Annotated in this window: 11 protein-coding genes; 7 read left to right on the top strand and 4 right to left on the bottom strand. The window is 72.1% G+C overall.

What is annotated here, in order from left to right:
- Nucleotide 1: 1 nt before the first annotated feature.
- Entirely contained in the window at nucleotides 2-2,332 is a 2,331-nt protein-coding gene (locus ACIBNE_RS34110) for a collagenase (RefSeq protein WP_399278602.1), read from the bottom strand.
- 403 nt (nucleotides 2,333-2,735) lie between these two features.
- A complete protein-coding gene (locus tag ACIBNE_RS34105; protein ID WP_399278600.1) occupies nucleotides 2,736-3,668 on the bottom strand; it encodes a ScbA/BarX family gamma-butyrolactone biosynthesis protein in 933 nt (310 codons plus the stop codon).
- 281 nt (nucleotides 3,669-3,949) lie between these two features.
- Between ACIBNE_RS34105 and ACIBNE_RS34100 the strand changes: the two genes are divergently transcribed.
- Entirely contained in the window at nucleotides 3,950-5,251 is a 1,302-nt protein-coding gene (locus tag ACIBNE_RS34100; protein ID WP_399278598.1) for a cytochrome P450, read from the top strand.
- 20 nt (nucleotides 5,252-5,271) lie between these two features.
- On the opposite strand, the gene ACIBNE_RS34095 is transcribed toward ACIBNE_RS34100, so the two are convergent.
- On the bottom strand, nucleotides 5,272-6,216 hold the full coding sequence (locus ACIBNE_RS34095; RefSeq protein ID WP_399278596.1) for an NAD-dependent epimerase/dehydratase family protein: 945 nt from the start codon (nucleotides 6,214-6,216) through the stop codon (nucleotides 5,272-5,274).
- Nucleotides 6,217-6,363: 147 nt separating this feature from the next.
- Between ACIBNE_RS34095 and ACIBNE_RS34090 the strand changes: the two genes are divergently transcribed.
- Nucleotides 6,364-7,041 carry a ScbR family autoregulator-binding transcription factor gene (locus ACIBNE_RS34090; protein ID WP_399278594.1) on the top strand — a complete coding sequence of 226 codons (678 nt, stop codon included), beginning with the start codon at nucleotides 6,364-6,366 and terminating at the stop codon, nucleotides 7,039-7,041.
- 57 nt (nucleotides 7,042-7,098) lie between these two features.
- On the opposite strand, the gene ACIBNE_RS34085 is transcribed toward ACIBNE_RS34090, so the two are convergent.
- Nucleotides 7,099-8,067, bottom strand: a complete 969-nt coding sequence (locus ACIBNE_RS34085) for a ScbA/BarX family gamma-butyrolactone biosynthesis protein (protein ID WP_399278592.1) — start codon at nucleotides 8,065-8,067, stop codon at nucleotides 7,099-7,101.
- 490 nt (nucleotides 8,068-8,557) lie between these two features.
- On the opposite strand from ACIBNE_RS34085, the gene ACIBNE_RS34080 reads away from it, so the two are divergent.
- The 5 genes from ACIBNE_RS34080 (at nucleotide 8,558) to ACIBNE_RS34060 (ending at nucleotide 14,384) form a co-directional block, all read left to right on the top strand.
- On the top strand, nucleotides 8,558-9,196 hold the full coding sequence (locus ACIBNE_RS34080; RefSeq protein ID WP_399278590.1) for a ScbR family autoregulator-binding transcription factor: 639 nt from the start codon (nucleotides 8,558-8,560) through the stop codon (nucleotides 9,194-9,196).
- Between the two features lie 267 nt (nucleotides 9,197-9,463).
- Nucleotides 9,464-10,312, top strand: coding sequence for a BTAD domain-containing putative transcriptional regulator (locus ACIBNE_RS34075; protein WP_399278588.1), 849 nt, complete (start codon nucleotides 9,464-9,466; stop codon nucleotides 10,310-10,312).
- A 277-nt stretch (nucleotides 10,313-10,589) separates the two neighbouring features.
- Nucleotides 10,590-11,411, top strand: coding sequence for a BTAD domain-containing putative transcriptional regulator (locus ACIBNE_RS34070; protein ID WP_399278586.1), 822 nt, complete (start codon nucleotides 10,590-10,592; stop codon nucleotides 11,409-11,411).
- A 122-nt stretch (nucleotides 11,412-11,533) separates the two neighbouring features.
- Nucleotides 11,534-11,998, top strand: coding sequence for a hypothetical protein (locus ACIBNE_RS34065; RefSeq protein ID WP_399278584.1), 465 nt, complete (start codon nucleotides 11,534-11,536; stop codon nucleotides 11,996-11,998).
- 292 nt (nucleotides 11,999-12,290) lie between these two features.
- Entirely contained in the window at nucleotides 12,291-14,384 is a 2,094-nt protein-coding gene (locus ACIBNE_RS34060) for a condensation domain-containing protein (RefSeq protein WP_399278582.1), read from the top strand.
- The last annotated feature ends 14 nt before the right edge of the window (nucleotides 14,385-14,398 follow it).

Here is a 14,398-nt window from a genome sequence, read left to right as displayed (position 1 = left end):
ATCACTTGGCCTGGGTGGAGAGGGTCACGCCGCTGAAGCTCTGCTCGGCGACGAGGGTGAAGTAGACCCAGCCGGACGGCGGGTTGTCGATCGTCAGGGTCTCGGCGTTGCCGGTGTTGGTGGACTTCGCCTTGAAGCTGGTGGGGGTGGCCCAGCTGCTGCCGCCGTAGTACAGGTCGGCGTTGCCGGTGCCGCCGCTGCTGGTGAGCTTCAGCTGCTTGATCCCGGCGGGCAGGTTCACGAAGTGGTAGCTGTAGTTGCCGGTCGTGGCGGCGAGGCCCTCCCTGCGGCAGTTCTCGTTGAACTGGCGCGGGTCGCTGATGGTGCACAGCGGGGCGGTGTCGGGGTCGGGGGTGACCGGACCCTCGGGCAGCGGGCCGCAGTCGGTGGCCGCGCAGGCGTCCAGCCACTTCGCGAAGTCCGCGTCGTAGGAGGTGCCGATGGTCTGCTTCAGCAGGGTGCGGGCCCCGGTCCAGTCACCGGCGCGGTACTTGGTGAGCACGGCCTGCACGTCGGCGGGGTGCTTCTGGAGCATGTAGCGGACCGCGAGGAAGCCCCAGCGGTAGACGCGGTTCGAGTTGACCTCGGGGTCCTCGTCCTGGCCGTAGACGGTGTCGAACAGCTCGCTGAGCTTGTACGTCTTGTTGCCCGCCTCGACGATCGCGTCGTAGTTGCGCTCCTTGCGGTAGCCGAAGGAGATGTTCTCGGCGATGCCCTCGACCCACCAGATGGTCGGCGTGGTCAGGCTCGCCTCGAAGTCGCCGTGCATGTTGTAGCGGCCGTCGAGGTAGTGGGTGTACTCGTGGTTGAGGTTCCAGATCTGGAAGCTCGGGCGCAGCCACTGGGCCTCGTGGGCGATGAAGCGGGCCTGGTTGCCGACCTTGGACGGGTCGCCCTCCTCGTACATGCCGCCGTTGTCGACGTCGATGTTGTAGAAGGCCCAGGCGTACAGCGCGTAGTTCATGTAGTCGTCGAAGACGACGACCTCAAGGTTGGTGTTGACGTCGCCGGGGATGGCGCCCTTGTCGCCGATGACCCGGTGGAAGTACGCGTCCTGGTTGATCAGGCTCGTGCAGGTGCTCGCCAGCTGGCCGGGCGACATGTCCTGGGCGCGGATCTTCAGGTCGGGGTTGCAGGCGTGCTGGGTCGGCAGGACCACGGGGAGCAGGCGCTCGCCCAGGTCGCAGATGCCGTACGTGGCGCAGTTGCCGCGGTCGAACTGGCGCGTGGCCCAGCCCAGGTTCATGGTGATCGGCGCGGTCGGGCCGACGTTCGGGTACTTGTGGATCAGGGTCTTCACCAGCGGCTGGACCCGGGGCTTCAGCTCGGGCACGTCCAGGCCGAAGCCCAGGAGGCGGCCGACGTTGCTGACGACGTCCAGGCGGTTCAGCTCGGCTTCGTTGCGCGTGATGAACGAGGCCCAGGTGTCGATGATGGTGGGGTCGGCCTTGAGGGCGGCGCGCCAGCCGCGCGCGTCGTTCTTCGCCTTGAAGCCGTTCTCGGCGACCCACTCGACGTGCTGCACCGAGAGGTTCATCTGCTCGGGCCACGTGCCGTTGTAGTTGGCGAGCAGCCACTTCACGAAGCCGGCGTAGCGGCCCGCTTCCTGGGTGCTGTCGATCAGCGTGACGACCTCGTTGAGGATCTCGCCGTTGGCGTTGGTGACGTCCTTGCTGCGCGGGTTGCCGAAGTAGGCGTCCAGGGCGCCGCGCGCCGCGCTCGCCAGGGCCGTGCCGTACTCGCCGACGGCGGCCGCGTTGTTGTCCTGCACGTAGTAGCCGGCGCGCAGGAACAGCACCAGCTGCCCGATGTCGCCGCTGTTGTCACCCGTGTACGTGGTGGACGCGTCGCGCAGGGCGTTGGCGACGGTCACCATCTTGGCCTCGGGGAAGGCCTTGCCCGCGTTGTCCCCCGTCAGCTTGAACAGGGGGTACGTACAGTCGATCCGGGACAGGGACTTGAGCTCCTGGACCAGCGCGCTGCCCGTGGAGTTGATGACGCCCGAGAGGTCGCTGCACGAGTCGCCCGCGAAGGCGGTGCGGCGCTTGCCCGCCTTGACGGCGGGGGCGGGACGCGCGGGGGACTCTTCGAGGCTCTCCTGCGAGGAGATCCGGAAGCGGGTGTTGTTGCTCATCGCGTGCGGCGACTTGGGGACCGGGATCGCGCGGGGCGCGGAGGCGGCGGCCCCGCTCGCGTTCGCCCCTGACCCGGCCTCGGCGCCGACGGGGGCGGCCTGGCTCTGCGGCGTGAACATACCGAGCGTGATGAAGACGGCCGCGCCGAGCGCGGGAAGTCTTCGTGCCTGGGTCTTCGATATCCGGAAGGGATGCATCTGTGGGGGCCTCCGGGGCCGTTGTGGCCACGTGCTGGGGAAACACGGGCGGCTGACACGTGACGTGTAAAATTTCACATGTCGCATTGTTCTGGAAGACTTCTCGCCAGATTCATCGACCAACGCAACCGAAACTTTGCCGAGGCCCTACTCGGGATCCCCATCAATCCCCCACATCGGTGCGCGAGTTGCGAACTCCCCAATGCCCAGTCATGTCCGCTTATGTGCAGCTCCAGGTGCCCCGGACCGGGCGCCGGAGTGCCCCGCCGGAGGCATCGGGCCGCGCTTGGGGGCGGGGGTGGGGCCGGGGCGGAGCGACGACAATCGGCCAGTTCGGCGTGGGCCCTTCGTGCCGCGGGGGCCGTCGTGGGGACGGCCTCCGCCGCACTGGTGCGGTGCGTGCTCAGTTCACCGTCGCGGTGAAGACGGTGTGGTCCTGCTGCGTGCCGGTGATCCAGAAGCCCGTGTCGTCCCCCGCCCCCTCCAGGGGCGCCGCGTCGATCCACACCGGCGACGCGAACTCCGCGTACTGCTGGAACTGTGCGCGCACCGAGGACGGGGTGAAGCCCCGCGGGCCGCCGAGCGCGGTGGCGGCCTGCCAGGCGGCCTCCAGCAGGACCATGCCGGGGTAGTGGTCGCCCGCGTGCTCGAAGAGGATCGCGTGCCGCGGGTCGGGGTCGAGGAGCCAGCGGTCGTCCCGGTCGGTGGCGGCGAGCACCACGTCGGCGGACGCCGCCTTGCCGACGGCGGCCGGGGCCAGCGTGTCCCCGGGCCGGGTGCGGGAGCGCAGCCTGGCCGTCGTGGCGGTGCCGCGCAGCCGCCGGTAGGTGCCGTCCGAAATGCAGGCGAAGCGGCCGCCGCCGGCGGCGCACGGCCTGCCGTCGCGCTCGATGGTGATGTCCATGCTGAACTCCGCGAGCCGCTTGCCCCTGCGGACCATGTCGGTGCAGGCGGCCGTGAGGGACAGGTCGCTGGGGCCCCGGCCGATCACCAGGTTCTCGGCGAAGGTGGTCAAGTACAGCTCCGACAGCAGGAACTGGTGGCCCAGGGGGACGTCGAACTCGGCGTGCGCGAGGAAGAGCCCCGTCTGGCGGACGGTCTCCGCCGCCTGGAGGGCGGCGTGGCCGCCGCCGTCCGCGCTGGTGAAGAACGGGTGTACGCGCGGCCATTCGCCGGTGAGGGCGAACCGGTCCTCGTCGAGCTTCTCGCAGCCGGTCAGGAAGACCTCCGCGTGGCTCGCCCGGTGCACGTACTCGCGGGGGACCGTGGTGGTCAGCTGCGGCATGGCCGCCAGGTCGGTCGTGTAGGTGGTCGTACGGCCCTTCGGTGCAGTCACGTCTACTCTCCGCCTCTCAGCAGGGAAGTCGAGTCAGATGGGGGGTGGCTCGGAGAACGAAAGATACGGACTAGCTGGTTTCGTATTGGGTCCCTTTCGATCCGTGATGGAGGGAGGCTTGGGTGCTGGCTGAGCCTTAACCGGGTTGAAACGGTAGATAGTTCGCCACCTCAAGGGCTTCTTGGTGAGGCCCTCTTGACCATGGACATACCGCGTGTACGGTTTTATCCATCGTGCGGGCGCTCCGACTCATGGAGCCCGCCTCAACGACCGGAGGGCCAATGCGCCGTCAGCAGACCTGCCCGTACGCCTTCGACCCGTCGGGGCGGGACGTCCACGGCGAGGCCGCCCGACTGCGGGAACAGGGCCCCGTCGCCCGGGTGACCCTGCCCGGTGGCGTCGACGCGTGGGCGGTGACGGGCCAACAGGAGATCAAGGCCCTGCTGACCGACCCCCGCATCTCCAAGAACGCCTATCTGCACTGGCCCGCGTGGATCGACGGGGAGATCGCGCAGACCTGGCCCCTGGCCATCTGGGTCTCGGTGCAGAACATGGTCACCGCCTACGGGGACGACCACCGGCGCCTGCGCAAGCTCGTCTCCGGCGCGTTCACCGCCCGCAGGACCGCCCTGCTGAAGCCCCGCGTCGAGCGGATCACGCACGACCTGCTCGACCGGCTCGCCCAGGCGGCGCCCGACCAACCGGTCGACCTGCGGCAGGGGTTCGCCCACCTCGTCCCGACCCAGGTGCTCGCCGAGCTGTTCGGCATCCCCGAGGAGATCCGCGAGAAGCTGCGCCACATCATCAACGGCTTCTTCCAGACCTCCGCCACGCTGGAGGACGCGCAGCGCAACGGCGCCAACCTCTACCTGACGATGAACGAACTGATCGCCCTCAAGCGGGAGAACCCCGGCGAGGACCTGACCAGCGCGCTGATCGCGCAGCGGGACGAGGACGGCACCCGGCTGACCGAGAAGGAGCTGGCCGACAACCTGATCCTGCTCTACACGGCCGGCTACGAGACCTCCGTGAACCTGATCGACAACGCGATCACGCTGCTCCTGACCCACCCCGACCAGCTCGCGCTCGTCCGGTCCGGGCGGGCGACCTGGGAGGACGCCGTCGAGGAGACCCTGCGGATGGACGCCCCCGGCGCGAACGGCATCCTGCGCTACGCGGTGGAGGACGTGGAGATCGGCGGGACGGTGATCCCCAAGGGCGACCCGCTGGTCATCTCGTACGCGGGGGCGGGGCGCGACCCCGCCGTGCACGGCGAGCACGCCGACCGGTTCGACGTCACCCGCGAGACCCGCCGCGAGCACCTCTCCTTCGGCCACGGCCCGCATTTCTGCATCGGTGCCCAACTGGCCAGGACGGAGGCGGCGGTCGCCCTGGAAGGCCTGTTCACCCGGTTCCCCGGGATGGGGTTCGCCGTGCCCGCCGAGAGCCTGCGCCCGCTGGAGTCGTTCATCTCCAACGGACACCAGATGCTGCCCGTGCTGCTCGGGCCGTCCGCCACGGCCGGGGCGCGGCGGACGGCGGCGGACGGCGTGCACCAGGAGACCGCGGCCCTCGCGCACTAGCGCGGTGCGCCCGTCCGCCGTCACCGCGCGCCGCAGCCGGTCGGGGCGCCCTCGCGCAACAGCGGTCCGTACCACTGGAGGTGGGCGGCGAGACCCGCGGCGGGGGCCGGGCCCGGATCACAGCCCAGCTCCCGCCAGACGTGCGCGCCGGCGAACCAGTGGTCGGCGGCGAGCATGTCGAGGTGGTGCAGGGCGGTGGGGAAGCCCTCGACGCGTTCCCTGGCCCGCCGCAACGACAGGAAGGCGCCCCCGGCCAGGCCGAGGGGCTCGACCAGCAGACCGACCAGGGCGGCGGACGACACGGGACGGGGGTGGCCGACGTGGAGGACCGGAGGGACGTCGTGGTCCGCAAGGGCGGCCGCGACGGCGACCTCGGCCAGCGCGGCGACGTCGACGGCGGAGTGCACCGAGGAGCACGCGACGCCCGCCCCCAGGAACCGCAGCAGTCCGGCCAGCCCGGGAAGCATCCACCGGTCGCCCGTGCCGTAGACGAGGTGCGGCCGCAGGACCGTCCCGCCCGCGGCCAGCACGTGCCGCTCGGCGGCGGCGCGGGCCCGGCTGGTGGCGGAGGCCGGGGCGGGCACCAGGTCCTCGGGCCCCGCCCCGAGGAAGGGGCCGCGCCCGTACACCGAGGCAGTGCTCACGTACACGATGCGGCGCACGCCGTGCCGCACCGCCTCGTCGACCAGGGCCCGGGTGCCCGCGTCGTTGACCGCGCGCAGGGTCCGCGCGTTGCCCTCCACGCGGGACGCGCAGTGCACGAGGGCGTCGACGCCCTCGCACGCGCCCCGCAGCGACGCGGGGTCCGTGAGGTCGGCCCGCACGGCTTCCACGCCCTGCCCCTCGGGAGCTTCAGGGGTGCGGTATATCATTCGAACCCGCACGGTTGGTTTTGTAAGGGCAGAGCGGAGCACATGGCGTCCGATGAAGCCTTTTGCCCCTGTGATCAGCACTTTCTTTGACATTATGAAGATTCCTCGCATGATCGGGGAGTGCGATTGAGGGTCGAAGCAGGGCCTTCGGTGGCGAGAATTCGGACGGGCGGGTTTGGTTCCGGGAGGGTGGACACCTGACCTGGTGCCGAACTCCGGACAAGACCAGGGAGGGCTTTGATGGCACGGCAGGAGCGTGCGGTCCGAACGAGGATGACGATCCTGGAGGCGGCTGCCTCCGTCTTCGACGAGTACGGATACGACCGCGCCACCATCGGCGAGATCCTGGCCAGAGCCGGTCTGACCAAGGGAGCGCTGTACTTCCACTTCCCGTCCAAGGCGGCCTTGGCGGAGGGCGTGCTCACCCAGCAGTTCAGCCTGACCTCGGTGGAGCCCAGCAGCTCCAAGCTTCAGGAACTCGTGGACACGGGGCTCACGGTGGCCTACCGCATGCGGCGGGATCCGCTGGTGAGCGCCGTGGCGCGGCTGAGCCTCGACCAGGACGTGCGGGCGCAGTTCGGGACTTCGGCCATCACCCAGTGGATCGACGCGAGCGGCGGGCTGCTGACCGAGGCCAAGAAGCAGGGCGAACTCCTCCCCCACGTCGTGCCGGCCGACACCGCCTGGCAGTTCTCGGCCGCCTGGACCGGCGTGCAGGTCTACTCGCAGATCCTGGCGCAGCGGGAGGACCTCGAAGAGCGGGTGGTGTCGCTCTTCAGGCACCTGCTGCCGAGCATCGCGGTCCCGGCCGTCCTGGCCAGCCTTGAGATCAGCGTCGGGCGGGCACTTGAGCTCGGCGCCAGGAGCGACGCGCGGGCCCGGGAGGAGATGACCGAGGAGCTGGCGACGACGGGCTGAGGGTCTGCGTTCGTCGGACACCGGCTCTGACCGGGCGGGCCCGCCCGGTCGCCCGGCCTAGTCGCCCGCCACGGTCACCACCGAGCGGAAGACGAGGCCGCCGCCCTGGTGGCCCGTCACGAGCACCGACTCGGAAGCGTCCACGCCGCTGCCGGGGATGCGCCACGCCTCGATCACGCAGGTGCTGGTCAGCTCGGTGCGGCGGTCGAACTCCGCGGTGATGTCCAGCGGCACGCACGGGCGGCCCAGCGTCATGGCCGCCGCCTGGCAGGAGGCTTCGAGCAGCATCGCGTCCGGGGTGTGGTCGAGGTGGCGGTCGAAGAAGACGGGGTGCCCGGTGTCCACCCGCAGCAGCCACCGGCCCGGCCACGCCATGGCGGACAGCACGACGTCCGCGGGCGAGCGGCGCCCCACGGCCGGGGGCGGCACGGGGGGCGTCAGCCCGGCCGCTCCCGGCGCGGGGCGGTCCGTGCCGGGAGCCCGGTCGGCGGCCGGGGCGGTGGGGGCGGCCGGGGCGTTTGGGGCGACCCGGGCCAACGCGCCGCCGGTCGCCGCCAGTTGGCCGTCCCGGTGGATCTCCACGGTCACCCGGAGCCCGGTCAGGGCGCCGCCTTGCCCCGTCGTCGCCAGGGTGTCGACGCGGAGTTCGAGCGTGGCGGGCGTCCAGTCGATGTCGAAGTGCTCGGGAAGGGTGCGCACGTCGATGTCCGCCACCAGCAGCCGCCGGTCGAGGGGCACGCCGTACTCGGCGTGGGCCAGCAGGGTCGCGGTCTGGCGGATCGTCTCGGCCGCGATGAGCGGGTGGTAGCGGCCGTCGACGGCGAAGAGGCTGTGCCCGCGGGGCCATTGGGCGGCCACGGCGAAACGGTGGTCGCCCACCCGCTCCCAACCGGTGAGCACGACCTCGGCGACGCTCGTGCGCTGGACGAACTCCTTGGGAACGGTGCTGGTCAGGGGCCGCACGAGCAGACTCCCCCGCCCGGCGGCCGCGGTGGTGTCGTGCTCTGCGCCCGCCGTGCGCGACATCGCGCGATTCAGACGTAACAAGCTCGCAGACATGGTTATCCCCCTGAGTCATACGGACCTGATGCCGAGGGCAGCCCTTCGACACCGCCGAAGATACATACCGTCCGGTTTAATCTCTAGCGGGAATGCTGAAGTCCGGTCGTGTGTAAAGGGAGGTGTGGATTCCTCCTAGTGATTCCTGAGGGGATCCCTTGGGAGGGCGGGGCGAACGGGGCGGGGCCGGAGGGGTGTGCGGGCTGCGGATGGGTGGCCTCGGCACGCGAATCGGCGACGGTGTCGACCGTTCTGGGGTCGTCGGTCTTGTTTATATACCAGCCGTGCGGTTTTGTATGATGCCCTGACGGGTCGGGCTGATGTGCTCGACCGCGCCCGGCGCCCGCGCGGCGGCACCGGCCGGCCCGCGCGGCCGCCGCCGCGCCGAGGGTTCGTCGGCCACAGATTCCCAAGCGGTCCGGCGGCGCGCCGGACCCGTTGCCCCAGGAGGGCCTTCATGGCGAAGCAGGAGCGTGCCGCGCGCACGCGGCAGGCCTTGGTGCGAGCGGCCGCCGAGGTGTTCGCGCAGTGCGGTTTCACCACGGCGTCGCTGGCGTCCATCAGCGAGAGGGCCGGGGTGAGCGCCGGTGCGCTGCACTTCCACTTCGAGAGCAAGCAGGCCCTGGCCCGCGCCGTGGAGGAGGAGGCCGCCGCCGTCGTCCGCGACCTCGTCGGACGCGTCTCGGCCGCCGGGCCGCACCCGGTGCAGCGGCTCATCGACTCCACCCATGCCCTGATGGGCCGGTTGGACCGCGACGTCGTGGTCAGGGCCGGGTTCGGGCTGGGCGGCGCCCTCCCGCGCCGGGGCGATGCCATGTACCTGCACGGGGTGTGGCGGGACTGGGTCGAGGAGGTGCTGGGGGACGCGGAGCGCGAGGGCGTGCTCGCCGACGGCGTCTCGGCGGCCGACGCCTCGGTCGCCGTGGTGGCGGCGACCGCGGGCTTCGAGCTGCTCGGCGCCGACGACCGCACGTGGACGTCCACGGCCACGCTCGTGCGCTTCTGGGAACTGCTGCTGCCCCGGCTCGCGGCGGCCGACGGACTGGGGCGGCTGGTGTCCGGCGGGACTCCTGCCGTCGTTCCCGAGGGCGGCTAAACAGCGCACGCGGTACGTCCAGGGGGTGCCGATCGCTTGAGATTTGACGGGGATCTCGCTGGATCTCTGCTCTCAGGCGCGGGGATCTGATGCCGTCTCGATCGGATGGTGTTGGCATTTCCGCAGCTCAAAGGCGTTTTTTCAGGCTAGAGCGAGAGTGGAGGCACGCTAAAAGAAACAGCACGGATGGTTTGATATTGACAGACCGTGCGTGCTGTTTTTTACTGAGTGCAGCCGCACACCGAACAGAGAGCAGGGGGAGCCGGCGTGGACATCGACATCCTGGGGACACTGGACGTCAGCGAGAACGGCGTTTCGATCACCCCCACCGCACCGAAGCCCCGCAAGGTGCTCGCCCTCCTGGCTCTCTACGCCGACCAGGTGGTGCCGGTCTCCGGACTGATCGAGGAACTGTGGGGCGGCAACCCGCCCCGCAGCGCCCGCACCACCCTCCAGACCTACGTGCTCCAGCTGCGCGAACTCATCACCGCCGCACTGGAGAAGGACGCCCCCGCCGGGGACGAGCCGCCGCGCAGCGCCAAGGACGTCCTGCTGACCTCGCCGGGCGGCTACGTGCTCGTCACCGGCGGCGGCCGCGTCGACGTGCGCGACTTCGAGCGGCTCTCGGGATCGGGCTACCGGGCCATGGACGCGGGGGACTTCCCCGGCGCCGCCCGCAAGCTGCGCGAAGCGCTGGACCTGTGGAGCGGCGCCGCCTTCGCCGACGTACAGACCGGCGTACAGCTGCAGATGGAGGCCAAGCGGCTGGACGAGAGCCGGCTGTGCGCCCTCGACCAGCGCATCGAGGCCGACCTGCGGCTCGGCAGGCACCGCGAACTGCTCGCCGAACTCACGGTGCTGACGGCCCGTTACCGCACCCACGAGAACCTGCACGGGCAGTTCATGCTGGCCCTGTACCGCTCGGGACGGCGCAGCGAGGCACTTGAGGTCTACCACCGGCTGCGCGGCACGCTCGTGCGGGACCTCGGCCTGGAGCCCTCGGCGCGGCTGCGCCGCCTCCAGCAGTCGATCCTGGTGTCCGTGCCCGAGACCCCGCTGACGGCGGAGCACGCCGTGCCCGCCGCCGTCGACCGCGACCGCATGGCGACGGTCTGAACGACCGTACGTCCTACGCCTCCTACACCTCCCGCGCTTCCTGTGCCTCCCGCTCCTCGATCCGAACCGCCGCGCCCCTCCCCGCCCTCGGCCTTCGCGCGAGCGGGGCAGGGGCCGCACTGCTGTGGGCGCCGCGGCGCCGCGCGTGGAGGCCCGCTAGAGGGCCGCTACAGAAGCCCGCTCGCCGAAAACGTGCCCGGCTAGCGTGAGCCGCGGCACAGGTTTCTGGCCAATGGAAGGAATCAGGACAGAGAGCTCGACCACTACGGAGGAAGCCATGAAGGTTCAGGTTCTGGGTCCGTTGAGTGCCGAGGTCAACGGGGGATCGATCGTTCCTACGGCGGCCAAGCCGCGGCAGATCCTGTCGCTGATGGCGCTCTACCCGGGACGGGTCCTGCCCATCCCGATGCTCATGGAGGAGATCTGGGGGACCGCGCCACCACAGAGCGCGCTCACCACTCTCCAGACGTACATCCTCCAGCTGCGCAGGAGGCTGGCCGGCGCGATGGGCGTCGGCGCTCCGGGCAGCGTCAAGGAAGTGCTGGCCACCCGGCACGGCGGGTACCTGTTGCAGGTGCCCGAGGGAAGCGTCGACGTGCACGAGTACGAGCGCCTCGCGCGGGGCGGGCAGGCCGCCTTCGAAGCGGGCGACAACGAGGCGGCCGCGCGGCGGCTGCGGGCGGCCCTCGACCTGTGGTCGGGACCTGCGCTGGTCGACGTGCGCATCGGGCCGATCCTGGAGATCGAGGTCAGGAGGCTCGAAGAGAGCCGTCTCGCCACGATCGAGCGGCGCATCGACGCCGACCTGCGGCTCGGCAGGCACACCGAACTCGTCGCCGAACTCATCGACCTGACGGCCCGCAACCCGCAGCACGAGGGCCTGCACGCGCAGGTCATGGTGGCGCTGTACCGGTCGGGCCGGCAGGCCGGGGCGCTCGACGCCTACCGCAGTCTCCGCACGCGGCTGATCGACGAGCTGGGCGTTGAGCCCTCGCCGCAGTTGCAGCGGCTGCACCAGGCCATGCTCACCGTCGACCCGCAGCTGGACGTGGTCGCCGGGGCCCGGCGCACCACGACCTTCGACCTGTTCGCCGCCTGAGGACCTGCGTCCGAGTCCGAGTCCGAGTCCGAGTCCGAGTCCGCGCCCGCGTCCGGGCCCGGACAGGTGCGCCGTCGTCACGGGCGCGTCCGACAGCGTCTTGGGAGCGCCTTGAGAGCGCCTTGAGCGCCGCTCCAGGGCGGCGGGCGAGGCTCGACGTCGAACTCCTCACCGCGTACGAGCCGGTGCGCGGCCCCGTGGGCCACGGCTCCTGGAGGAACGGCCAGGCGAGTGTCCCCGACGACACGAGAGGCCCGGCCGTGCGCCTGACGCTGACGGATCCCCTGACCGAGACCCTGCACTCCCTCCTGGCCCGCCACACCGCCCGGGAGCGCAACAAGGAACTCGCCCTCGCCCTGGTCGAGTCGGCCAACCGGGGCGAACCCTGCCCGCTGACGGCCCCCTTCGCCGCCGACCGCCCGCTGCTGGCCTGCGACCGCGTCATCGCCGACGGCGACCACGTCGCCCTGCGGCTGACCGCGACGACCGGGACGGCGGTCAGCAGGCTGCTCGCCGAGCTCCGCTTCGACGGCGACGGCCGCCTCGTGGAACACCACGCGGCTCCGCTGCCCGCGGGCAGCGGCTGAGAGCCGGTGTCCGAACGCCCGCGCACGGACGCGCCCGGCCCAGGTCGGGACACGCGCTCCGACATGCCTCGTGGAGCGCTGGGCAAGCGCTGGAGGAATCGGGGGCGCGGCCCGCGGCGCCCCTAGCGTGGTGGTGTCGAGGAGGGACGGGCCGCGGACGGGAGGCGGGCCACTCGGCGCGTACGGTCCGCCCGGCCGTGTCAGCGCCGTGTCAGCGATACGTGGGCGGACCTCTCCATCATCGAAGATCCGTGCGCCAGGAGAGTCCGTGCGCCAGGAGAGGAGGAGACCGATGCCGACGGACCGCTCCCCGGCACCGACGATGATCGTGGTACTCGCCCCCGGACACGACCCCCGGGACTCGCGACCGGTCCTGGAGCTGCGGGGGCGGCTCGACGCCGACCTGTTCAGGGCCGCCGTCGACCGGATCGCCGCCGACCACCCCGCGCCGTCCGCCGGACGGCTCAGGCTGCACCGGCACGGCCCCGACCACCACAGCGTCGAACTCCCCCCGGCGACGGGCGATCCGGCGGCCGGCGACCCCGAGCCCTACCCGGCGGGACTCCTGGCCGACCTCATCACCGGCACCCGGGCGACGGAGCACGGCCCCGTGCCCGCGCCGGACGGCGGCCCGGCGCACGCCCGCGGACCGCTGCCCCGTACCTTCCCCGTGACGCCGTTGCAGCGCGAACTGCTCGCCGACGCGGGCGCGGGCCCCGACCACCAGGTCGAGCAGCTCGTCTGGCGGTGGTACGGGCCCCTGGACACCGGCCTGTTCAGCACGGCGTGGGGGTCGGTGGCCGACTGCGAGACCGTCCTCAGGTCCGCGTTCGTCTGGGACCCGCACCCGCGCACCGTCCTGTTCGACCGCTGCGGCTTCGAGGTGGCCCACCACGCGCACGGCACCTTCCCCGACCGCGAACACCTGCTGACCGCCGAGCGCCGCCGCGGCTTCGACCTGCGCCGACCGGGCCCGCTGCGCGTCGCCCTGCTCGACGGGCCGCCCGTCCGCTCCGCCGCCGACGAGCCGTCCACCGACGTGGTCCTCACCTACCACCGCGCCCTCCTCGACGGCTGGAGCGTGCGCCTGCTGATCCGGGAGTTCTACCGCGCCTACCTGTCGGGCGGCGTGCTGCCCGGCGGCGAGCGCCGCCCCGACCTGCGCGACTACACGCGCTGGCTGGACGGCCGCGACACCGCGCCCGCCCGGGACTTCTGGCGGCACACCGCCCCCGTCACCGCCCTGCTGCCGCGCGCCGAACCGGGCGAACGCACCGGCTACGACGGCGCGGGCCGCAGCCGCACCCGCCTCTCCCGGGCCGAGAGCATGCGGCTGGTGCACTGGGCGGCCCGCTGGGGCGTCACCGAGTCCAACGTCCTGCACGCCGTGTGGGCGATGCTGCTGTACCGGGCCACGGGGCCGCTGCGCGGTCCCGCGCGGATCGGCTTCGGCGTCTCCTTCTCCGGCCGGGGCTGCCTGATGGAGGACGTGGAGCGGATCCCCGGCCCGCTCGCCAACCCGCTCCCGCTGTCCGTCGAGGTCGACCCGGCGGACACGGTGGTGCGGCTGCTGCGCACCCTGCGGGACCAGGTGCTGGAGATGGCCGCCCACGAATGGACGCCTGCGGGCCGCGTACGGGAGTGGACCGGCCGGGGCCCCGAGGGGGACGCCGAGACCCTGCTGGCCTTCGAGCGGACCCCGCGCCGCGACGACCGGCTGGCCCGCGCCCTCGCGGCGCGCGGCGTGCGCGTCGAGCAGCCCGTCCCGGCCGTGGCCCGCACCGCGAGCGCGCTGGGCGTCGTCGCCCACCACGACGGACAGGGCGGCCTGGTGCTGTCCGCGGTCCACGACCGCGAACGCCTGGCGGACGACAGGACCCGCGCCATGCTCGTGCAGAGCACCGGGCTGCTGCGCCGACTGCCCTCGTCGGTGCGCGAGGGGACCACGGTCGCCGAGGTGATCGGTCCGCTCAGCGCGGCGGAGCTGCCCCGCGTGCACGAGCGGCACGGGCCGGGGAGCCGACTGGTCCGGCTGCGGGCGGCGGCCCTGCCCGGCCGGGCCGCGGTCTGTCTCGTCGCGGCGCCGGGCGCGCCCGACACCTGGTACGGCGACCTCGTGCGGTGCTACGAGGGCCCCGAGGCGCTGTTCGCGCTGGGAGTGCCGGTGGACGCGGCCCGCGACGGCGCGGCCGCGGTGGGCCGGGTCGCGGGCCCGGCCGACCGCCTGGTGCTGGGCGGCTTCTCCGGCGCGGGCGCCGTCGCGTACGAGATCGCCCGCCACCTGGCGGCGGCGGGCCGCGTCCCGCCGCTCGTGGTGCTCGGCAGCGACGAGGAGGCTTACGGGGCACGGGAGTTGGCCCGCGCGCTCACCCGGGCGGCGGGCTGACCCGGGCGGCGGGC

Source organism: Streptomyces sp. NPDC050504, from assembly GCF_044458065.1.
Classification (GTDB): Bacteria; Actinomycetota; Actinomycetes; order Streptomycetales; family Streptomycetaceae; genus Streptomyces.
The sequence above is the reverse complement of the archived record's forward strand: the minus strand, read 5'-3'. Positions and strand labels throughout refer to the sequence as shown.

Bases quoted from the DNA above. Each gene is read 5' to 3' on its own strand.
- ACIBNE_RS34090 (WP_399278594.1), top strand. From the start codon at position 6,364: ATGGCACGGCAGGAGCGTGCGGTCCGAACGAGGATGACGATCCTGGAG.
- ACIBNE_RS34080 (WP_399278590.1), top strand. From the start codon at position 8,558: ATGGCGAAGCAGGAGCGTGCCGCGCGCACGCGGCAGGCCTTGGTGCGA.
- ACIBNE_RS34110 (WP_399278602.1), bottom strand. From the start codon at position 2,332: ATGCATCCCTTCCGGATATCGAAGACCCAGGCACGAAGACTTCCCGCG.
- ACIBNE_RS34070 (WP_399278586.1), top strand. From the start codon at position 10,590: ATGAAGGTTCAGGTTCTGGGTCCGTTGAGTGCCGAGGTCAACGGGGGA.
- ACIBNE_RS34100 (WP_399278598.1), top strand. From the start codon at position 3,950: ATGCGCCGTCAGCAGACCTGCCCGTACGCCTTCGACCCGTCGGGGCGG.
- ACIBNE_RS34095 (WP_399278596.1), bottom strand. From the start codon at position 6,216: ATGTCAAAGAAAGTGCTGATCACAGGGGCAAAAGGCTTCATCGGACGC.
- ACIBNE_RS34085 (WP_399278592.1), bottom strand. From the start codon at position 8,067: ATGTCGCGCACGGCGGGCGCAGAGCACGACACCACCGCGGCCGCCGGG.
- ACIBNE_RS34060 (WP_399278582.1), top strand. From the start codon at position 12,291: ATGCCGACGGACCGCTCCCCGGCACCGACGATGATCGTGGTACTCGCC.